At 44.5% G+C, this 21,197-nt stretch carries 16 protein-coding genes and 1 pseudogene; 14 read left to right on the top strand and 3 right to left on the bottom strand.

What is annotated here, in order from left to right:
- The first annotated feature begins 17 nt into the window (after window positions 1-17).
- Entirely contained in the window at window positions 18-1,610 is a 1,593-nt protein-coding gene (locus tag FN831_RS22645; protein WP_142530487.1) for a RagB/SusD family nutrient uptake outer membrane protein, read from the top strand.
- A 26-nt stretch (window positions 1,611-1,636) separates the two neighbouring features.
- Window positions 1,637-2,476: a hypothetical protein gene (locus FN831_RS22640; protein WP_142530486.1), complete on the top strand. Its 840-nt coding sequence runs from the start codon at window positions 1,637-1,639 to the stop codon at window positions 2,474-2,476.
- Between the two features lie 125 nt (window positions 2,477-2,601).
- Here the strand turns inward: FN831_RS22640 and FN831_RS22635 are convergent, their stop codons facing one another.
- From FN831_RS22635 to FN831_RS22625, 3 genes are all read right to left on the bottom strand, one after another.
- Window positions 2,602-3,585: an SDR family oxidoreductase gene (locus tag FN831_RS22635; RefSeq protein ID WP_142530485.1), complete on the bottom strand. Its 984-nt coding sequence runs from the start codon at window positions 3,583-3,585 to the stop codon at window positions 2,602-2,604.
- Window positions 3,586-3,589: 4 nt separating this feature from the next.
- On the bottom strand, window positions 3,590-4,867 hold the full coding sequence (locus tag FN831_RS22630) for a nucleotide sugar dehydrogenase (RefSeq protein WP_142530484.1): 1,278 nt from the start codon (window positions 4,865-4,867) through the stop codon (window positions 3,590-3,592).
- Window positions 4,868-5,569: 702 nt separating this feature from the next.
- Complete coding sequence (locus tag FN831_RS22625; protein ID WP_142530483.1) at window positions 5,570-6,148, bottom strand: YceI family protein; 579 nt, start codon at window positions 6,146-6,148, stop codon at window positions 5,570-5,572.
- A 304-nt stretch (window positions 6,149-6,452) separates the two neighbouring features.
- Here FN831_RS22625 and FN831_RS28485 point away from each other — a divergent pair.
- From FN831_RS28485 to FN831_RS22570, 12 genes and pseudogenes are all read left to right on the top strand, one after another.
- A pseudogene (locus FN831_RS28485) lies at window positions 6,453-6,966 on the top strand (chemotaxis protein CheB); the annotation flags it as partial.
- Entirely contained in the window at window positions 6,958-9,357 is a 2,400-nt protein-coding gene (locus FN831_RS22620) for a CheR family methyltransferase (protein ID WP_394348336.1), read from the top strand. The pseudogene FN831_RS28485 and the gene FN831_RS22620, both read left to right, overlap by 9 nt.
- Window positions 9,350-10,930: a PAS domain-containing sensor histidine kinase gene (locus FN831_RS22615; RefSeq protein ID WP_142530482.1), complete on the top strand. Its 1,581-nt coding sequence runs from the start codon at window positions 9,350-9,352 to the stop codon at window positions 10,928-10,930. The genes FN831_RS22620 and FN831_RS22615 overlap by 8 nt, the downstream gene beginning before the upstream one ends.
- Before the next feature lie 19 nt (window positions 10,931-10,949).
- Entirely contained in the window at window positions 10,950-11,969 is a 1,020-nt protein-coding gene (locus tag FN831_RS22610) for a chemotaxis protein CheB (RefSeq protein ID WP_142530481.1), read from the top strand.
- 12 nt (window positions 11,970-11,981) lie between these two features.
- A complete protein-coding gene (locus FN831_RS22605) occupies window positions 11,982-12,632 on the top strand; it encodes a response regulator (protein ID WP_142530480.1) in 651 nt (216 codons plus the stop codon).
- 475 nt (window positions 12,633-13,107) lie between these two features.
- The gene (locus FN831_RS22600) at window positions 13,108-15,222 is read left to right on the top strand and encodes a TonB-dependent receptor plug domain-containing protein (protein ID WP_142530479.1); all 2,115 of its coding nucleotides are present in this window, start codon (window positions 13,108-13,110) and stop codon (window positions 15,220-15,222) included.
- Window positions 15,223-15,255: 33 nt separating this feature from the next.
- Window positions 15,256-16,332, top strand: coding sequence for an HmuY family protein (locus FN831_RS22595; protein WP_142530478.1), 1,077 nt, complete (start codon window positions 15,256-15,258; stop codon window positions 16,330-16,332).
- A gap of 80 nt (window positions 16,333-16,412) precedes the next feature.
- Window positions 16,413-17,270 carry a heme/hemin ABC transporter substrate-binding protein gene (locus FN831_RS22590; RefSeq protein ID WP_246101698.1) on the top strand — a complete coding sequence of 286 codons (858 nt, stop codon included), beginning with the start codon at window positions 16,413-16,415 and terminating at the stop codon, window positions 17,268-17,270.
- Window positions 17,267-18,313: a FecCD family ABC transporter permease gene (locus tag FN831_RS22585; protein ID WP_246101696.1), complete on the top strand. Its 1,047-nt coding sequence runs from the start codon at window positions 17,267-17,269 to the stop codon at window positions 18,311-18,313. Before FN831_RS22590 ends, FN831_RS22585 begins: the two co-directional genes overlap by 4 nt.
- Window positions 18,310-19,098: a heme ABC transporter ATP-binding protein gene (locus FN831_RS22580; RefSeq protein ID WP_142530477.1), complete on the top strand. Its 789-nt coding sequence runs from the start codon at window positions 18,310-18,312 to the stop codon at window positions 19,096-19,098. Before FN831_RS22585 ends, FN831_RS22580 begins: the two co-directional genes overlap by 4 nt.
- A gap of 50 nt (window positions 19,099-19,148) precedes the next feature.
- Window positions 19,149-20,177, top strand: a complete 1,029-nt coding sequence (locus FN831_RS22575; protein ID WP_142530476.1) for a hemin-degrading factor — start codon at window positions 19,149-19,151, stop codon at window positions 20,175-20,177.
- 450 nt (window positions 20,178-20,627) lie between these two features.
- Window positions 20,628-21,122 carry a hypothetical protein gene (locus FN831_RS22570; RefSeq protein ID WP_142530475.1) on the top strand — a complete coding sequence of 165 codons (495 nt, stop codon included), beginning with the start codon at window positions 20,628-20,630 and terminating at the stop codon, window positions 21,120-21,122.
- The last annotated feature ends 75 nt before the right edge of the window (window positions 21,123-21,197 follow it).

Here is a 21,197-nt window from a genome sequence, read left to right as displayed (position 1 = left end):
TCTAGCTCAGATAGAAAATGAAAACGATAAAGATATTGGTATTTATGGCTGTACTGCTTATGGCAGGGGCCTGCAAAAAGAGTTTTCTGGATGTACAGCCCATTACCACAGTAACGGATGAAAACTTTTATAAAACGCCCGGGGATGGTTTTAAAGCACTGGTAGGCTGTTATGACGGTCTGCAGATTATCTGGTCTGCCGGCGTATCCCTGCCGGTAGCTGCCGAAGTGTTGTCTGACGATTGTTTTGGGGGTACAGGTAATTCTGATGGATTTGCCTATCAGATGCTTGACGAGTTTGATAAGGCGCGTTCTCCCTCAGACCAAAATGTGTTTGGCCAGAACTGGGCTTTGTACTATAAGGCCATTTACCGCTGTAACGTGTTCCTCGGTAAAATGGACCAGATTAACTGGGGAAGTGATACTGCCCTGAAAACTACTTACGAAGCAGAAACGCGGTACATCCGTGCTTACCTGTACTTTGATATGATGCGCCTGTGGGGCCATATCCCCCTGCTTACTGCGCCTTCGGCAGAAAACCTGCCGCAGGCAGATCCTGATGCTGTTTACAAAGTAATTGCGGATGACCTGAAATTTGCTGCGGCCAACATCAAAGGGCAGTCTTATGCTGCACAGGACCCGGCTACGCATGGCAGGGTAACCAAATATGCTGCTGAAGCTTTGCTGGCCAGGGTTTATCTGTTTTATACCGGGTATTATGGAAAGCCTGACCTGGTTGGCATTGCCGATAAGGCTATGGTACTGGCCGGTCTGGAAGATGTGATCTCTGCAGGCGGATATGACCTGCTTGACAAGTACGCCAATCTCTGGCCTGCGGCTGCGCCGGATACCTATGCCGGTGAGGACAACAAGGAAACTGTATTTGCCATCAAGTATACTTACACGAGCGACTACAGCGGAAATGTTGATGGCAATTACTGGATGGTGCTGCTGGGCATCCGCGAACAATACATCTTTCCCTACGGAAACGGTTGGGGAGGAGGGACTGTTGATCCTAAACTATACAACGCCTTTGACGGGAAAGATACGCGTAAAGTGGCTTCTGTAATTGCCATCGGCGAAGAGAACTTAAACTTTACCAACAAGGCCAAACAACGCGAGTATACAGGGTATTATATCAAAAAATATAGTCCGCTGGTAGATAAGAACGGCATCCCGCTGCCGCAGGTAAACGGTAACCCGGATTTCCAGATCGGGCAGTACCAGGATTATGTATCCATCCGCTATGCCGATGTGCTGCTGATGGCTGCGGAGCTGGGAAGCCCCAATGCGCAAACCTATTTTGATAAGGTGAGGCGACGTGCTTACCAGGACAGTTTTGTATCACTGCCGGTAACCAGGGAGAATATCATGAATGAGCGCCGGCTGGAATTTGCGTTTGAGGGACTGCGGTTTTATGACCTTCTGCGGCAGGGGGTACAAGTTGCTGCCCAGCAGATTGCCCAAAGCACTACGGTTTTGAACGGAGGTGTAAGCACTGCCAAAACCATATCTGCATCAAAGATTATTGAAACGCAGGGCTTACAACAGATCCCTAATACACAAATTACGCTTTCCAGCGGAACACTAAGACAAAATGCAGGCTGGTAAATCTGTAAACATTAAATAAAAAGGTTATGAAACACGTGATAAAAATACTTTTAATGCTCCTGGTGACCGCTGCTGCAGCCTGCAAAAAGGATGAACATTCAATGGGCGCCCTGCCCGCCAAATCTGATATCAAATTTTCTGTAACACAGGATTTAAAGGCAGACTCCGGAGGGAATACCGTGATCCTGAAGAACCTGACGCCCCAGACGATTTCGATCTGGGATTTTGGGACAGGAACTTCTACGAGAATGACAGATACCGTACATTTTGCGTTTAAAGGTGATTACACGATTAAATTTTCTGCTGCCACCGATGGTGGTATTGTGCGGCTGGATTCTGTAGTGGTAAAAGTAACAAAGGAAAACCTGTCTTATGTTACCGATCAGATGTATTACGACATTTCCGGCGGCCCGGGCAAAGAAAAGCAATGGGTGCTGGATACCGGGGGGAACGTTTTTCTGGGGCCGCTTACCTTTTACGATCCCACCAATTTCAGCACAGTGTGGTGGGATGCCGGGCAGGGGATTTATCCCGATAACATGGCTAAGGGCGATTATGGGGTAATGACATTTGGCCTGGTAGGCGGGCCCGGCTTTAAAGCCGTAAAACCGATGGAAGGGAATATCACACAAACAGGATCCTGGTCACTAAACCTTTTAAAGAAACGGCTGACCATTACCGGCGGCACAATTTTGAGAGGATATAAGCCAGCAAAGAATGGGATCAGCGGAATCAACTGGTCATATTATGAGATCATTTCCCTTACTGCTACTACCATGCGCCTGGGGGTATATCGGGACAAAGATGTGGATGGCGAGGGCAATGCTTTGCTGGTTTACAACTTTATTTCCAAAGAGATCAATTAATTTAACTGATATGAGTTAACTGATTGAAGATTAATTATTGATAATTTATCGACTTTGTTGTGTGGCTCGTATAAAGAGCAGGTTTTTGGCCTGCTGGATGCATACCATTTGCATTTGCAGCTAAACTAAAGTTTGTTTTTTGTCCAGTCTAAAGTGAGCTTGATTCCCTCTCTTACGGAGAAAAGCGGCTGGTAGCCAAGATCGGTTTTGATCCTGCTGATATCGGCAAGCGAGTCGTGAATGTCGCCGGTCCTTGAAGGCCTGAAGGTCTGCCCCGGGTCAGTACCGGCAAGCTCCTTTAAGAGTGCCCATATCCCGTTGAGAGAGATCCGTTCTCCGCAGGCCACATTGTAAATCGTATGTGGCAGCGGTGCGGGATACAGCATCGCTTTCACGTTTGCCTGGATTACGTTTTCGATAAAAGTGAAGTCGCGCGTTTGGCTGCCGTCGCCATTGATCATTGCGGGCTGCCCGCTGAGCACTGCCTGAATGAACAGGGGGATCACCGCTGCATAGGCTCCGCCGGGATCCTGGTTGGGGCCAAAAACGTTGAAATACCTTAAGCCGATACTATCTGTTCCATAAGTTTTCCGGAACACATCTGCATACAGCTCATTCACCAGTTTGGTTACGGCATAGGGCGAGAGCGGGTTTCCGATTTTATCTTCCTGTTTGGGCAGCTCTTTGCTGTCGCCGTAAGTAGATGACGAAGCGGCATAAACCATCCTTTTTACGTTTTCGTCTTTTGCGGCCATCAGCATATTGAGAAAGCCATCAATGTTGACCTGATTTGTGCTCAGGGGATCATGAATAGAACGCGGTACCGAGCCTAATGCCGCAAGATGACTAACGTAGTGGATTCCTCTGCAGGATTGCTTACAAGTCTCCAGATCGCGTATATCACCTTCGGTAAATTCAAAAGCAGGATCAGATATGAATTGTTGCAGATTACTGAGTGAGCCTGTTGACAGGTTATCCAGCACCCGGACTTTTGCAGCGCCATGGGCCAGAAGATATCTGACCAGGTTTGAACCGATAAAACCTGCGCCTCCGGTAATCAGGAAAGCGGTATCGCGGAGATCTGTGGTATGGTAGCTGTTGTTATACATGTGATTAAAGTCGCCCGTGAGTGAATTCCGGGGCGAACATCCCTTTAATATCGTATACCACGGTGTTTTCTTTGGATAGGGCAGCAATATCTACAGCTTCAAACTCCTGATGGGCCACTGCCCCGATCACTGCGTCAAATCTGCGGCCGGTGACCTCCTCATTCTGGCAGGTGATGCCATACTCCTGCAAAACCTGCTCAGGGTCTGCCCAGGGGTCCTGTATACAGATCTTTACATGGTATTCTTTTAAACGGGTTACGATATCGATCACCCTTGTGTTCCTCACATCGGGACAATTCTCTTTAAAAGTGAATCCCAGAATAAGTACCTCGCTATCCGTTACCTGAATCTGTTTGCGTACCATGAGCTTGATCACCTCATCAGCAATATACTGGCCCATGCCGTCATTCAGCCGCCGTCCGGCAAGGATAATTTCAGGGTGATATCCCGCTTCCTGTGCTTTTTGGGCAAGGTAATAAGGGTCTACACCAATGCAGTGTCCTCCCACCAGTCCGGGTTTAAAATTCAGGAAGTTCCATTTGGTGCCTGCTGCCTGTAAAACATCATTTGTATCCAGTCCGATCAGGTTGAAGATCTTGGCCAGTTCATTTACAAAAGCGATGTTGATATCGCGCTGTGCATTTTCAATAACCTTGGCCGCTTCGGCCACGCGGATGCTTGATGCGCGGTACGTGCCGGCGGTTATGATGGAGCGGTATAGTTTGTCTACATTCAGCGCCGCCTGCTCTGTGGAGCCAGCCGTGATTTTGACGATTTGTGTAAGTGTATGTTCTTTATCTCCCGGATTGATCCGTTCCGGGGAATACCCGCAGGTAAAATCCTTATTGAAGATCAGTCCTGATTCTTCTGACAGTACTGGTGCACATTCATCCTCAGTTACTCCCGGATATACGGTAGATTCATAAATCACCAAATCCCCTTTTTTGAGATACTGGCCAACGGTTCTGCTGGCAGCGTATAAATGCTGAAGATCGGGATGGTTGTATTTGTCGATCGGTGTAGGGACGGTAACGATATAGACCCTTGCAAACTGGATATCTACAGGCTCGCTGCTGAAAGAAAGATTGTGTTTTACCTCCTTCAGCTGTTCTTCACTGATCTCCAGTGTGCTGTCAAAGCCTGCGTTCAGCTCTGCGACACGGCCGGGTTTGGTATCAAATCCAGTTACTTTAAAATATTTGGCAAATGCTACTGCCAGCGGCAGACCAACATAGCCAAGTCCGATGATGGCTATATGTGTGTCCTTATTAATCTCAGTCATCTATTTGTTTCTATCAGCAATCGGCTTGCAATTTATCGAAATAAATCAGAATCTTAATTTTTTATCAAGGCCGGATGAAATCATGAGTTGAACGCTAATCCCGAAACAACCGGGTCAAATTGATGGCCGCAGAAATATCTGATATTCCACAACAACTGCGCTGAGAGAGCTGATTGATTTGTGCTTTAGATTATAAGCTGTTTGGCGAGACTCTGGTAAGGTCTTGTAGAGGTATTGATGAGGTTTTTAACCAAACCAACACCAGAGCAATACCACCGGAGAACCAGGGCAACATCAGATCAAGGTAAACTATAAGCTGTCCGAACCCAATTGCTGGCGGAGGGTCCACCCTGTTGTCTTTCTTATACTGGTTCACCCGCGATGCTAAAAGCTTGTTGTCTGGAGCCCACCCGGTCCACACCCGGTGCCCACCCGGTGCACACCCGCCCATGACCCGCTCAGCTGGCGGGTATGCGGCAGATTGATGCCGCATGGATAAGGTGTTTTGAATACGATTGGCCCGAACGCTGTCCGGACCGCTCAAGATTGAAGTTAAAAATAAAAGGCTATATCAAATTCATTTGAATTCCAGGAGTTTTTATTCAGCTTCTGGAATTCAATGAATTTGATATAGCCTTCTCTTTCAGGTCTTGCTGATCTTTGTAATTAAGATCTTAAACTGATTTATTAAACAGACGGGAATTAGTTTTTAACGAATTCTGTATTTGCATTCAATGCAATTTCGTCGCTTAACATTGCATTAGGATATTTCGCGCCCAGAGCGAAATCAGCTCTTTTGATCGTTCCGGTTACTTTAAAACCCGCAACAGTTTTTTTAGCCATGTTTACTGTAGTACCTCTTAACACTGCATCTAAAACAACTGGTTTAGTGACACCATGCAAAGTTAACAAGCCTGCAACTTTGTATTTGTTAGCAGCAACTTTTTTCACTGAAGTACTTTTGAAAGTCAGTTTAGGATATTTTTCAGCATCAAAGAAGTCGGCACTTTTCAGGTGGCCATCTCTTTTATCGTCGTCAGTATTTACTGAATTTACGTCTGCACTCAGGTTAATTACTGCATCTGAAAAATCAGGTTTTGAAGAAACGATAGTAGATTCGAAAGTTTTGAATGCACCTTCAACATCACTTACCATCATGTGGGTAATACTGAATCCTAATTTTGAGTGTGCTTTGTCAGCTGTCCAGTTGTCTTGTGCAGATGCGTTTAAAGAAGATAAAGCCGCAGAAGCAGCAAATAATAGTACAAATAATTTTTTCATGTCTTTGAATTTATAAGCCAAAGGTGTAACAAATATTTGATTGTGCTATTGATGTATGATAAGAAAATGGTGTTGTCACTCATTTTTGTGGAACGGGAATCAATTGGCCCGGCTGCACAGGAATAATTTGTTGAGAAGTGCTATTGCATGCAAGCTTGTTGCCAGTTTAGCCGAAATTAATTGAGTACGCATTTAATTCACACTTATCAGTGTATTTTTAACTCTTTGTTTTTTGTTGTTTAATATATTTTTGTAATTGGAAACATAATGAGTATTTTACTCTTATATGTTCTGACCAAAGAAAATGACGAAACAAATGAAATCAAACGGATCCGGGAAAACAAAATCCTCCTTTCCAATCATAGGAATGGGTGGCTCTGCCGGTTCTTTCCATGCCTTTGAAAAATTTTTTATGCACATGCCGATCAGGAGCGGAATGGCATTTGTAATTATCATGCACCTGGATAAGTCGCATGTGATAGATGTTGCAAGAATTCTTCAGCCCATCACTTCAATGGCGATCAAGGAAGCGCATGATGGTACAGCCCGATCATATCTATATTATCCCGCCCGGAAAAGACATGGGCATTCATAACGGACAGCTTTTACTGATGGAAGCCTCGCGGTATAAAGGCGCACATATGTCTATCGACTATTTCCTGCAGAGCCTGGCCGAGGATCAACAGAACAATGCAGTAGGGATTATCTTCTCAGGAATGGGCGCCGACGGGGAAACGGGCATAAGAATGATCAAGGAAAAACTCGGAATGGTGATGGTACAGGATCCTGCTACGGCAGAATATGACAGTATGCCGGCCACTTCGATCAAAACCAATATGGTAGATTATGTGCTATCTCCGGAGGAAATGCCGGTAAAACTGATCCAGTACCTGAACCACCCTGCAATCAGGGACCCCCAGGCCGAAACGGATTTTACAATGAACCAGAGCAATCACACACATCTGCAGAAGATACTGATGCTGCTAAGGTCCAATACAGGTCATGATTTCACGCTGTATAAAAAGAGTACCATTGTGCGCAGGATCGAACGGAGAATTGCTTTCCATCAGCTGACTGATTATGTTGATTACATTAATTTTCTGCGTGAGAATCCGAGTGAGATCATGCAACTGTTTAATGAGCTGCTGATCGGGGTAACAAAATTTTTCAGGGACCGCGATGCATTTGAAGCGTTAAAAAACAAACTGTACCCCATACTGGCTGCAAAAAAAGAGAATGACCCTATCCGGATCTGGATTGCCGGTTGTTCTACAGGAGAAGAAGCTTATTCCATTGCAATGCTGGTAATTGAATACCTGGATACGGTGAAATTGACCAAAGTTCCCAAGCTGCAAATATTTGCCACAGACCTCGACCCTCAGGCGATAGACCATGCCCGTTCTGCAAGTTACTTTTCTAATATTACCTCAGAGATCTCCCCGGAGCGTCTTGCGCGGTTTTTTATTAAAGTAAATGAAGGTTATGTAGTTAAGAAAGAGGTGCGGGAGATGATTGTTTTTGCACAGCATAACCTCATCAAGGATGCCCCTTTTACACGTTTAGACTTACTCTGCTGCCGGAATGTGCTGATCTACCTGACCTCTGAACTGCAGAAAAAGATTATTCCGGTTTTTCATTATTCTCTGGCTACAAACGGCCTGTTGTTCCTCGGTCCGGCAGAGTCAGTCGGTACATTTGGGGACAGCTTCAGCAGTCTGGACAACAAGTGGAAAATCTTTCAAAAGAAAGAAGGCACAGCTGCTTTGGGGAATATGCTGGATTTTCCTTTTCATGTAGCCAATCAAAATAATAAGAACCTGAAAATCCATTTGCCTGTCAAAAGCCTGAAAAGTCCGATGGCAGAAACTTTTCATAAAATCCTGCTGGAGAGTTTTACGCCGGCCTCTCTGTTGCTAAACGAAAGGGGAGACATCCTTTATATCAACGGTCAGACCTCCAGATTTATGCAGATCAACTCAGGGGAGGCGATCTTTAATATACACAGGCTGGCGAAAGAAGAATTGCGCTATGCACTTGGCAATGCAATACACCAGGCCTGGGATAAAAAGGACAAAGTAGAGGTGCCCGAAATAAAAATAAAGGAGGGAGATCAGATTTATGTGGTGGGCTTTAGGGTAGATTATATCGTGGAAGTACCATTGCAGGATATGCTGCTGGTAACATTCCATGATTATGGCCCTGTAAAGAAAAGACGTGCCGACAAAGGAAAAAACATTGATCCCTCGCGTCAGGGTGCTGTAGAAGAACTGGAAAAAGAACTGATCTATACCAAGCAGCAACTGCACAGTACCATAGAACAAATGGAGACCTCGCTGGAGGAACTGAAATCTACCAATGAGGAGCTGCAGAGCACCAACGAAGAATTACAAAGTACCAATGAGGAGGCGCTGACCACTAAGGAAGAAATGCAGTCCCTGAATGAAGAACTGATGACGATCAATCTGCAGTATCAGAATAAAGCTGAGGAATTGACCCAGTTGAATAATGATATGAAAAACCTGCTCGATAATACCGAGATAGGCACGATCTTTTTGGATAACCATCTGAATATACTCAGGTTCACTCCGCAGGTGACCAGGTTGTTCAATGTAATTCCGGGAGATGTGGGCCGTTCCATCACGCATATTGTCTCTAATTTTGAATATCCTTTCCTGGAAGATGCCATCAAAGAGGTGATAGAAAAGCTGGTAGGCAAAGAAATGGAGGTGAGTACCAAAAAAGATGAGTGGTACAACTTACGGATCATGCCCTATCGCACCATGGATAATTTCATCAGCGGCGCCGTGGTTACTTTTACAAAGATCACACCGGTAAAGGCGATGGAAAACAAACTCACCAGCCTGATCAACTATGCGAAAAATACGGTGAACCTGTCCGCAGATGCCGCACTGATTTTAGATAAGGACAAAAAGGTCCTGGTGAGCAATAAAGCCTTTCTGGAGCTCTTTAAACTAAAGGAAGAAGACATTCTTGAACAGCCCTTATTGGAACTTGTTCACAATAAATGGAAAACCAGTAAACTGGATGATCTTTTAGACTCAGCGGGAACCGAAGAGATTTTTATCCAGCAGGAGATTGCGGGCCTGGGAATGATGGGATTTTTTGTTTCGGCCCAGGAAATCAGTAAGGATGATACAGGCAAAACATTAGTCTCGGTACTCACTTTTAAAACCAAGAACAGTGAATAAGAACTCTCAGCGTCCGGCGGGCGGAAAGCAGGGTTCAGACCCGGCAGCTCCTCATCTGAATTCAGATGAAATCAATATTCTGTTGAATGAGCTGCAGGTTTACCAGCTGGAACTGGAGATGCAGAATGATGAGCTCAAAGCCTCCTATGCTACGCTGGACCAGGAGAGGGCAAAATTTGTAGGATTATATGATCTTGCTCCGGTGGGATATTTTATCCTGGATTACCTGGGCGTAGTAGAAGAAGCAAACCAAAATGGGGTAGACCTGCTCAACATATCCAAGCAGACCATTATCAGGAGAAGATTTCAAAGTTTTATTGCCCCGCATTCGTGGCAGGACTTCTATAATTTTTTGCACCGGATGCAGTATGGTGATGGTAAACAGAGTGCAGAGATCAAATTGATGCTGCCACATGACCAGATCATTTATACCCGGATGGAAGGGATTGCAATATCCAGTATGATGGCTTCGGACATCAAGTACTATATTACGCTGATTGATATTACGGAGAGCAGAAATGCCCAGAAAATACTAACAGAAACCAAAGAGCGCCTGGAAATGACGCTTAAGGCGTCGGCCACAGGAACCTGGACCATAGACTCTGATGCGAATACAGTTTTTCTGGATACACACAGCTGCAATATCCTGGGTGTCAGTGGCCGAAAATTTGAGGGCACAGTGAAAGGACTGATCGAAATTATCCATCCCGAGGATCAGCTGCAGGTCAGACAGCATCTGGTAAGTGCGCTGAACGGACAGAAAGAGATCGATCTGGAATTCAGGATTCTAGCGGGCGCTGATCAGGTCAAATATATCGCTGCCAAGGGTCACGAGATCAGGGTGCAGGACGATAAAACCTGTTTCGCGGGGATCCTGATGGATATAACTGATCGCAAAAAGATGGAGGAGGAAGCCGAAATGCTGAAGAACGGCCAGCAGAAACTGATCTTATCTGCTACGCTTACTGCCCAGGAAAAAGAAAGGAATGCAATCAGCAGGGCTTTGCACGACAGTGTATGCCAGCTCCTTTACGGGATCAGGCTAAACCTGGAAAGCGTACAGCGGACGCATCAGTTAAAAGGGGAATTCAAAAATGTAAATGAACTGCTGGACCAGGCCATCAAAGAAACCCGTCAGCTATCCTATGAGCTCACGCCATCTGTATTGAAAGATTTCGGATTTGTTGCCGGGGTGAAAGAAATGGCGCAGCGGACAAGCAGCCCGGATTTTCAGATCGATGCCTATATTGATATATATGCTGATTCGCTCGATCCCGAGGTACAGCTTTATATTTTCAGGATGATACAGGAGATGATCAGCAATTGTATCAAACATGCGCATGCCAGCCGGGCGGAAATAAAAGTAAGTTTTGCCGCTAAACAAGTAATCATAAAGGTATCTGATAATGGTATTGGGCTTCATACTGATCCTGAAGATGCCAGTAAAAACGGGTCCGGGCTCAGCGGGATCAGGAACAGAGTGTACCTCTTGAATGGAAAAATTAAATTCAATAACACAAAAAAGGGGCTGACGGTAACGATTACGCTGAACTTACCAGAAATTACAGCTTAACATTTTATTTTTTATACCTATGGAAAATGAAACAATAAAGAATATTATCACTATCGGGACTTCTGCCGGGGGAATATCGGCGGTGTCAAGACTGGTCTCTACTTTCCATGAAGACCTGGATGCAGCTGTTTTCATTGTCATCCATGTTTCGCCCGATTCTATGACCGACGTGATTTTAAATACCATTCAGAAAAACACCTTGATGGAATGCCGTGTGCCGGGAGATCAGGACCTGATCCAGAACAGGAAAATTTATCTTGCTCCTTCTGACCACCATATGCTGCTGGAGAGAGGAACGATCAGAATTACGAAAGGAGCCTATGAAAATCATTGGCGGCCATCTATTGATGTGCTTTTCCGATCTGCGGCAGCTACCTATAACAGCTGTGTGACTGGTATCATCCTCACAGGACTGCTGGATGACGGAACTTCGGGAATGTTCGCGATCAAGAGAAGCGGGGGGCGCTGCATGATCCAGCAACCGGAGGAAGCCGATTTTCCTGATATGCCAAATAATGTGCTGAATAACATGGAGGTGGATTACAGCGTTTCTATCAATGAAATGGGGCATATCCTTTCTGATCTGTTCAGCAGGTCTGTCTGTGAAGAAACCCTGGTGCCGGAAGATGTGAGGCTGGAGGCCGAGATTGCAAGGCGCATGAGCAGCAATGTAGAAGACCTGAAAAAGCTCGGAGAGCTGACATCCCTGACCTGCCCGGATTGTGGCGGGGTTCTTGCACAGATAGCTGATGATGTGATCCCCCGGTACCGATGTTATACAGGTCATACCTTTACAGAGAAATCTCTTGAAGAAGAACAGTTAAAAGGAATAGAGGATTCGCTTTGGGTAGCCATCAGAATGCTGGAGGAAAGAAAAAATCTGCTGAAAACTTTAAAAGGTCATCAGCAGAAGCAATACAATGGAAACCAGGAGCAGCAGGTACAACAGCGCAGTGATGAAATCCAGGTCCATATCAACCGGTTAAAAATGATGCTGATGGATGTCGGAGAAGCCAATCAGCAGCCATCATCCAATTAAACACATGCAATTATGATAAATCTAATATTAGCCGAAGACCACAATATTGTCCGCAATGGAATTAGCATGCTGCTTGGGGCCGACAAAGAAATCAGTATCAAAGGAGAAGCCGTAAATGGCCTTGAGGTAATCAATATGCTGGCTGAAGGCATTAAAGCTGATATCATTCTGGCGGATATCAATATGCCTGAGATGGACGGAATTTCCTTGATCAAGGAAATGAAGGTGAGCAGCCCTCAAACCAGGATTGTTATACTTTCAATGCTTGATAATGAGAAGTATGTAGCCCAGGCTTTTGCCGAGGGAGCATCCGGCTATTTGTTAAAAAGTGCGAGCGCAGATGAACTGCTCTTTGCTTTAAAGCATGTCAATTCAGGAGGGAAGTACCTGTGTTCAGAACTTTCTATCCGTCTGCTGGATAAATTACTGCATACAGTGAATACACCGTTCGATAAAGCCAGTCATGAGATCGATTTTTCTATCCGTGAGATTGAGATCCTGCACCTGATTGCTGAGGGGCTGACAAATAATGAAATGTCAGACAAACTTTTTATAAGTAAGCGGACAATTGAAGGCCACCGTCAAAGCCTGATTGAGAAAACCGGATCAAGAAACACAGCCGCACTGATCAGGTTTGCCGTGCTTAGCGGAATCGTTCAATAAATTCTCCCTAACCCTCAATAAAAACACATCTAAAGGGTTGGTTATTATCTATCCGTGTGATATCTTATTACCTTCAGGGTTCTTGGACGCATAAGTAAAATCAATTTTTACTTTTTCCAGGTAATACGGGGCCCCATATCATAGGATCTGGCTCCAGTTTATAAATGTTTTTGCATAATCCAATTTCCTCTACATTCTTTTAGTAAATCGCCTTCGTCATAAAGCGACCCAACCAATCTCAGAAGATTTCAAAAGGCTTGTCTAAGATAAATCTGCGGAATCCCCCATGTCATACCTCAGAAATCATGGTCAATCCAGGGCTTACGATCTTTCAGCAGCCATCCGAGAACCTTGATTTAAGGATATAATAATCTGTCTAACAGGTTCTTAGATTTAATTTATTTTTTATTTGGAATTGTTCTAGATTACTCCCTATACTTGTATCATTATTTAAACTTATTCTAAATAGATACTAATGAGAGTTGTGCCGGTCCTGTTGGTTGTATTCATATTTACCTTAAACTCGTTTGGGCAGGATAAAAAAAACGCGTATGGAAGAGAGAAAAATAAGGTAAGTCAGCTCAGCAACGATTCTCTTGAAAACGCGCTGAAAGAAGTAGTTGTAACCGGACAATATCAGCCGCAATCTCTCAGAAATTCTGTATATCAAACCCGCATCATTACTGCAGAACGTATCCGCCTGCGTGCGGCAACCAACATACAGCAGGTGCTGAATACGGAGCTCGGTTTCAGGTTTTCCAACGACCTTACCCTGGGCACCAGTGATATCCAAATGATGGGGATGACGGGAAGAAACGTAAAGATTTTACTGGACGGCGTACCGATGGTAGACCGTAGCGATACCCGCGAAAGCTTAAACCAGATTGACATCAATACGGTTGACCATATTGAGATTGTAGAAGGCCCGCTTTCTGTTTCTTACGGAACGGATGCACTGGCAGGGGTGATCAATATCATTACAAAATCTGCAGCAAAGAAAACTTTAAATATCAATGCCCGTGTGCAGGAAGAGACCGTAGGTGATACTTATTCGCCATTTACCAAAGATGGGTCGCATTTGCAGCATGTGGGCGCGGGATGGCAAAACAAGGGATGGAATATTCTGGGCGGAGTAACACATAACGACTTTGGTGGCTTTAATGTACCGGGGCCGTTGACTACGGCAGATGAGATTTCTGCAAATACCAACCGCTGGAAACCAAAAGAGCAATGGCTGGCAAACACAAAATTCGGTTATGCCAAAAGCAATTTTAATGTATGGTACAGGCTGGATTATGTGGATGAAACGATTGATAGCAAAGGCGGTTATAACCCAAATAATTTTAAAGCTACAAACCAGCAATACATTACACACAGGTACAGTCAGCAGTTACACGGTGACTACTCAGCTAACGACCGCCTGCAGCTGAGTGGGATTGTAGGATATTCAAATTTGGAACGCGCTACTAAAACGTTTGTTCATGATTATACCAACGGGTCTGAAAGCCTTTCTACCGGTGCAGGGGAACAGGATGTGTCCAAATTTCAGTCGACCAACATACGTACCACTGCCCAGTATAAGCTGACTGATCAGCTTTCTTTCCAGCCCGGCGCCGAAATCAATCTCGACAACGCCAGTGGCGCAAGGATAAAAGGTTCGCCATCTATCAGTGATTATGCATTCTTTATTTCTTCAGAGCTTAACCTGATTAAGGGGGTGACGATCCGGCCAGGCTTGCGTTTTATCAGCAACTCTGTTTATGATGCTCCGCCTGTGATCCCTTCTATCAATACAAAGATCAGGCTTAACAAATTATTTGATTTACGTTTTGGCTATGCCAGCGGCTTCCGTTCGCCTGCTTTACGCGAACTGTACTATGACTTCTTCGATGCCAGCCACTCCATTATGGGTAATGAGCATCTTAAAGCTGAGCAGTCCAATAGCTTTACAGGTTCATTGTCCATGTCTCAAACCGCGGCAGATGAGCTGCGCTTCCGTTCTGTGCTGAGTGCTTTCTATAATAACTTTAGAAACAGGATTGATTACGGGATTTATGCTGCAGACCCGACAATTACTACGCTCATCAATATTGCAAAATATAAAACTACGGGGGGAACTTTTGAAAACACGCTTTACCGCAGAGACTGGCAGTTTTCAGTTGGTTTTTCATACATAGGGACGTACAATCAGTATAGTGAATCCACGGAGCAGTATGGAGAGTCTCCAGAATTTGTATGGTCGCCCGAGGTAAATTCAAATCTTACGTATACCTACCGCAAAACCGGGACAACAGCTAACCTGGCCTTCAAATATACCGGCAGGAAACCTGCGTATGAGCTGGCAACGCTGGACAATCTGGAGCAGCTGCGGTTATCCAGGATTGGTGCTTACACTACGGCCGACCTGATGTTTACACAGAGAATACTGGAATCCCTCAGTTTAAATGCAGGTGTGAAAAATCTGTTTGACACCAAAATGCTCGGCAATACGGCACTTGTCACCACTGCAGCGCATAGTACCGGCGGGAATGTTCCGCTGAACTATGGACGCTCTTATATACTTGGTCTTAGTTTCAACTTTAACAAATAGCTACTAATTATTATATCATATCCCTAACACATTATGAACAAATTTACTAATATCATTGCTTTATTATGTTTGACAGCAGCTTTTGCTGCCTGTAGCAAGGATGAAGATCCGATTGTTACCGTATCGCCTTCAGACGGAAGTACGATGACATTGAACGGCCTTATCGGGGCTGAAGCAGGTGCGAGCGCTGGAAATAGCGTGTTTGTAGACTTCAGCACCGATAAACAAACTAGTGTAGCCAGGGCTTCGTGGGACCTGGGATTTTACTCTGGAACAGATTACAGGGTAATTCTTAACCATAGCGTTGGTGCAACTGCTATTGCGACTACCAAAACCAATCTGAACGATGTGACTGCAGCGGACACAACTTCACTGGTAACCTCAGCAACGCTGGCACTAGGCCAGGGTGCGGGCCTGTTCACAACTATTGATCCTGTGGAAGGTACTGCCACTGCCTATTTATCAGGAACAGTGATCCAGGCAGTTTCTGCTACTGAAGCTGATAACAAGGTTTATATCGTCAACCGTGGTGCTGCAGGTGTTGCAGGAAACAGCGGATGGCAAAAGATTCGCGTCATACGTAATTCAAGTGGTTATACGCTGCAGTATGCAAAAATTACTGAAACAACATTCAAAACCCTCAATATTGCTAAAGACGCAACCCACAATTTCAAATATGCTTCTTTTGTAAATGGTGCGGTTACTGTTGAACCTGAAAAAGCTGCCTGGGATATCGAATGGGGATTAACTACCTACAAAGCCAGTGCAACTACGCCTTACACTTTTTCGGATTTTGTTATCCTCAACTTTGTGGGAGGTGCTACCGCTGCTGAGGTGATCTACTCGGGAACTGCAGCAAACAATACTGTTGCTTATGCAGATTTCAAAGAAGCGAACCTGACAGGAATTGCTTTCGTTGGTACAAGAGATGTGATCGGTTCAAACTGGAGAGCAACTACAGGTACTATTGGAGTTAAAACGGATCGTTTTTACCTCGTTAAAGATGGTGCAGGAAACATCTATAAATTGAAATTTATCAGCTTCCACCCAAGTGACAGTGGGGTGAGGGGTAAACCGGTTATTGAATATAAACTGGTTAAAACGGCCTAAACTTGGTTAGTTTGTTGTGCAAGGCTGGCTTCCGCGTGCTAACGGAGGCCGCCTTTTTTATTTTTAAAAAATTATCGATTATGAAATTTCATCACTTAGCTATGGCATTCCTCGCTTTAAGCCTGGGCGCCTGCAATAACAATACCCAAGAAGCTGCGGCAACGTTACCCGACAGCACAAAGATTGTCTCTCTAAACGGTTCAATATCTGAGGTACTCGCCGGAATTGGGCTGGAGAAAAATATTGCTGGTACGGATATCACCAGTAATTATCCCGAAAGCATGAAGTCCAAACCTAAGGTAGGGCATAACAAAAACATCAATGCCGAAGGTGTAATGGCATTACAGCCAGACCTGATCATTGGTCTTAAGAAAGAAGTAAGTCCTGCACTGGCTGCACAGTTTAAGGCTGCGGGTGTTAAATTGCTGCTGGTAGACCAGGACTATTCCATCGAGGGCACAAAAAAGATGATCCATTTACTGGCCGATAGTCTACATGCTTCGGCTAAAGGCGATTCTGTGATCAAGGTGCTGGAGTCTGATCTTGCAAAAGTGCCTGCTCCGGCAGCAGGTGCTCAAAAGCCCAGGGTCTTATTTATATATGCCCGCGGTACCGGAACCATGATGGTTGGCGGTACAGGGACTGCGGTAGACAAAGCTATTGCGCTTGCCGGCGGTCAGAATGCGGTTACAGAATTTGCGGATTATAAACCCTTAACTGCCGAAGCCCTGGTGAAAGCAAATCCGGATATCATTTTATTATTTGACAGCGGACTGCAAAGCCTCGGCGGCGCTGCTGGGTTAGCAAAAGTACAGGGGATTAAAGAAACAAACGCTGGTAAAAATAACAAGATTATCAGCATGGACGGTGAACTGCTGAGCAGCTTCGGCCCACGTTTGGGAATTGCCATTCAGGAACTGGGAGCAAAACTAAAGTGACCAGGAAAAACGCCTATATACTGACCTCCCTGCTCGTTTTGCTGGTCGGGACCATGATCCTATCTTCCTGTATTGGGGCTGTTAAAATCAGCATTAATGAATTGCTTGCCATATTGGGGAACCAAGCGGGTCTCTCTTATCCGGTGACTTTCAGGCCCCAGCAGGCAGCAATCCTCCTTAATATCAGACTCCCCAGGGTCTTTCTTGGTGTGTTGATCGGGGCGGGGCTGGGTATATCAGGTGCAGCGGTGCAGGGGCTCTTCAGAAATCCACTGGCGGAACCGGGTTTAATCGGGATCTCGTCCGGAGCTACGCTATTTGCCGTTTTAATGATCGTTCTGGAAGTAGGCCTGTTCAGGTCGCTGAGCGGGGCGATGGGCTTTTATGCTTTGTCGTTCGCCGCATTTGCGGGTGCCTGTATTACTACAACTGTCGTATACAGGTTATCGGTGAGGAACGGCAGAACGGTGACTACTACCTTGCTCTTATCGGGTATCGCGATCAATGCGTTAGCAGGCGCATTTACAGGTCTGTTAACTTATATGGCTACCGACGAACAGTTGCGAACCATTACTTTCTGGAGCCTGGGCAGTTTGGGTGGTGCCAGCTGGGCAACCGTTACGGGCCTTTTGCCCTTTATTGTGATCCCAGTGGCCGGATTGCCGCTGATGGCCAAGTCCTTAAACGCACTGGCCCTTGGCGATGCCGAAGCACTGCATATGGGTATTGATGTGCGTCATCTGAAACGCGTGATCATTGTGCTGGCAACGGTGGCTGTAGGTGCTTCCGTAGCAGTAGCCGGAACAATTGGGTTTATCGGGCTGATTGTACCGCATATCCTGAGGATGACTTTTACCGCTGACAACCGGCTGGTGATTCCTGGCTCTGCGATACTGGGAGCTACATTGTTAACTCTGGCAGACCTGCTGGCGAGAACGATTGTTGTGCCTGCAGAACTGCCAATTGGCATATTAACGGCATTGATAGGGACACCGGTATTTTTGTATATTATCATTACCGAGCGCAATAAAAATAAAATATGATAGAGGTAAATGAACTGAGTTACCTGGCAGGAAAAAAGGAACTGCTGCGCCGGCTGAGCTTTGAAGCCAGATCAGGGGAGCTGCTGGCTATCCTGGGAGCCAATGGTGCCGGGAAGAGCACATTGATGAAACTGCTTTGCCGTGAACTTGTGCCCGCTCATGGGCATATCATCTTCAGGGGGAAGAATTTGCAGCAATACAAGCTGCCTGAGCTGGCCAAACAGCGTGCTGTGCTGTCACAGCAGAATACCATATCCGTTTCTTTTATCGTCAATGAACTGGTGATGATGGGAAGATACCCGCATTTTGAGCAGCTGCCTGCTCTGCGTGATATAGAAGTGGTAAAGCTTGTGATGGAAGATACCGGCATCACACACCTCTCCGGCAGGGATTACAACACCCTCTCCGGCGGAGAGCAGCAGCGGGTGCAGCTGGCCCGTGTGCTGGCACAGATATATGACTGTCCCGATGCATGCCTCTTCCTGGATGAGCCTACAAACGGGCTTGATCTGTTGTATCAGCAGCAAATGATGGAACTGGCACGCCGCATGGCTGATAAAGGCTACTGCGTAATTTGTATCTTGCATGATATCAATTTTGCATCGCGCTTTGCGGACAAGATCCTGATGCTGAAAGAGGGGAGAAAAGTGGCCATTGGCAGTCCGCTCGAAGTGATCAGCCATAAAAACATTTTTGAAACCTTCAGCATCAATGTGAAACTGATGGCATGTGAAGGATACAGCTGTCCGCTGGTTATTCCGGCGATGATACAGAACAAGCCTTGACCGGCTAAATGACTAAACCGTGGATTGAACAATAGATAAAGATTAAAAAGATGAGTGAACTAATAGAACTGAAAAGTCAATGGGAGGCTTTCAAAATTGAAAACCCTAAAGTAAGAATCAGAGATGCTGCAAAGCAGCTGGGAACAACTGAAGCAGAATTGCTGACTACGGCAATTGGTACTTCGGTAACCCGTTTAAAAAACGAATTTCAGGACATCCTTAAAGCCGTAGAACCACTGGGTACGGTAATGGCATTGACGCGGAATGATTTTTGCGTACATGAACGTAAAGGTATCTATAGCAATGTTTCTTTCTCTGGTCCGATGGGCCTGGCTGTAAATCCTGATATTGACCTGCGACTATTTATGTATGCATGGTGTTCAGCTTTTGCTGTAGATGAAAACGAGCGTAAAAGCTTACAGTTTTTTTCTAAAGATGGAGAGGCTATCCATAAGATTTATCTGATAGAAATCAGTAATGCTGATGCTTATGAAACTCTGGTTCGAAACTTTGCTTCAGACGAGCAACATGCGTTGCTAAACATTGAAAAAGATCATACGGTAGCAGAAGAAAAACCTGATGCTGATATTGATGTTTCCGCTTTTCAGCAAGGATGGATTACACTGAAAGATACACATGCTTTTCATGGTTTACTTCGAAAGTTTGGTGTTACCAGAACGCAGGGATTGCGGTTAGCTCCTGAAGGTCATGCTGTGCAAATTTCATATGAATCATTAAAAAGGATCTTTTATAAAGCATCTGATACGGATATTGAAATTATGGTCTTCACCGGAAATAAAGGTTGTATACAAATACATACCGGTACGGTTAAGAAGTTGGTGCAGGCAGGGCCATGGTTTAATGTATTAGACCCGGATTTTAATATGCATTTACGCGAAGATGGTATTGCTGCTGTATGGCTGGTAAAGAAACCAACTGAGGATGGAATTGTGACGAGTATTGAGGTTTTTGATACGGAAGGAACAATCATTGTTCAGTTTTTTGGGAAGCGTAAACCAGGAATACCTGAAAATGAAAACTGGAGATTAATGGTAAATGAACTTGCTGAGATGATTTAAATCATTCTGGTTTCAGGTTTGAAAGAACCATCCTCAATACAGTAGGTCTATACGATAAACCTACTGTATTAAGGATGGTTTTTTATTGAATAGGGTAGGGAAGGGATAGTTATACTACTATTAATTTAAGCGGATTCAAACTGTGAATGTAATTTGTATTTATATATAAAACAACTTAAAATAGCTTTTGTCAGATATAAACATAAGCATATTAAGTATTATAACTAACATAAAATCAGTATGTCTACATGTTTTATATAAAATTTGTATTCAGTAAATAGATAACTGATGTAAAACATATTGAAATCAAAATTTTAAAGATGTATAAACTTTAGATTTATATTTTATAAACTTGTAACATTAGAATTGTATGTTTTATATAAAATAAAACGAAGATCAATTTTATATGTTAAATAATATTTGTTATACTTGAAGAATAAATAAGAAAAAATGGAATCAACAAATAAAGTTGCAGAACTGATCAGAGGAGAAATACTAACTTTGCAAAGTACCGTTGCTGTCAAGCAAAGTGAATTGGAGACAGTATATAAAGAAGCTATACAGCAAGCAAACAAAATAAAAAAGGAATCTCAAAGAGATGTTGATAATGATTTAAGAACAATTGAGAATCTTACAGCTGCCCTTGCAGCATTAGGTATAAAGTTAGAAAAAGCTAAACCTGTTGGGAAGCAACATCCATTGTTGGTTGTACCGGTTGAATATCATTCGGCCCTGACAGTAAATGAGAAGATAGCTTTTATACTGGATGAATCCGGGAAGGAACTTTCTAAAGAAGAGATAGCAGAGGTAATGGCGATATATGATGATACCGATGCTGTAAAGATAGCCAAACAAATTGGCGGTGTCCTGTCTTCTTTAAAGAGTAAGGGCCTGCTTAATGCTACTAAAGATGGCAGGAAAGACCTCTTTACTTTAGTGAAGTAAATCTGGTATTATTTATAATAAGAGGTAGTCCTGATTCCTGAAATAAAACAAACAGCAATCATGGTTTTTATAAGC

The sequence above is a fragment of the Pedobacter westerhofensis genome, from assembly GCF_900182595.1.
Lineage (GTDB): Bacteria > Bacteroidota > Bacteroidia > Sphingobacteriales > Sphingobacteriaceae > Pedobacter > Pedobacter westerhofensis.
This window is presented reverse-complemented; position numbering and strand designations above follow the sequence as displayed.

Coding starts and splice junctions, on each gene's coding strand:
- FN831_RS22630 (WP_142530484.1), bottom strand. CDS start 4,867: ATGACTGAGATTAATAAGGACACACATATAGCCATCATCGGACTTGGC.
- FN831_RS22635 (WP_142530485.1), bottom strand. CDS start 3,585: ATGTATAACAACAGCTACCATACCACAGATCTCCGCGATACCGCTTTC.
- FN831_RS22645 (WP_142530487.1), top strand. CDS start 18: ATGAAAACGATAAAGATATTGGTATTTATGGCTGTACTGCTTATGGCA.
- FN831_RS22595 (WP_142530478.1), top strand. CDS start 15,256: ATGAACAAATTTACTAATATCATTGCTTTATTATGTTTGACAGCAGCT.
- FN831_RS22605 (WP_142530480.1), top strand. CDS start 11,982: ATGATAAATCTAATATTAGCCGAAGACCACAATATTGTCCGCAATGGA.
- FN831_RS22590 (WP_246101698.1), top strand. CDS start 16,413: ATGAAATTTCATCACTTAGCTATGGCATTCCTCGCTTTAAGCCTGGGC.
- FN831_RS22610 (WP_142530481.1), top strand. CDS start 10,950: ATGGAAAATGAAACAATAAAGAATATTATCACTATCGGGACTTCTGCC.
- FN831_RS22580 (WP_142530477.1), top strand. CDS start 18,310: ATGATAGAGGTAAATGAACTGAGTTACCTGGCAGGAAAAAAGGAACTG.
- FN831_RS22570 (WP_142530475.1), top strand. CDS start 20,628: ATGGAATCAACAAATAAAGTTGCAGAACTGATCAGAGGAGAAATACTA.
- FN831_RS22620 (WP_394348336.1), top strand. CDS start 6,958: ATGCCGGCCACTTCGATCAAAACCAATATGGTAGATTATGTGCTATCT.
- FN831_RS22600 (WP_142530479.1), top strand. CDS start 13,108: ATGAGAGTTGTGCCGGTCCTGTTGGTTGTATTCATATTTACCTTAAAC.
- FN831_RS22640 (WP_142530486.1), top strand. CDS start 1,637: ATGAAACACGTGATAAAAATACTTTTAATGCTCCTGGTGACCGCTGCT.
- FN831_RS22625 (WP_142530483.1), bottom strand. CDS start 6,148: ATGAAAAAATTATTTGTACTATTATTTGCTGCTTCTGCGGCTTTATCT.
- FN831_RS22575 (WP_142530476.1), top strand. CDS start 19,149: ATGAGTGAACTAATAGAACTGAAAAGTCAATGGGAGGCTTTCAAAATT.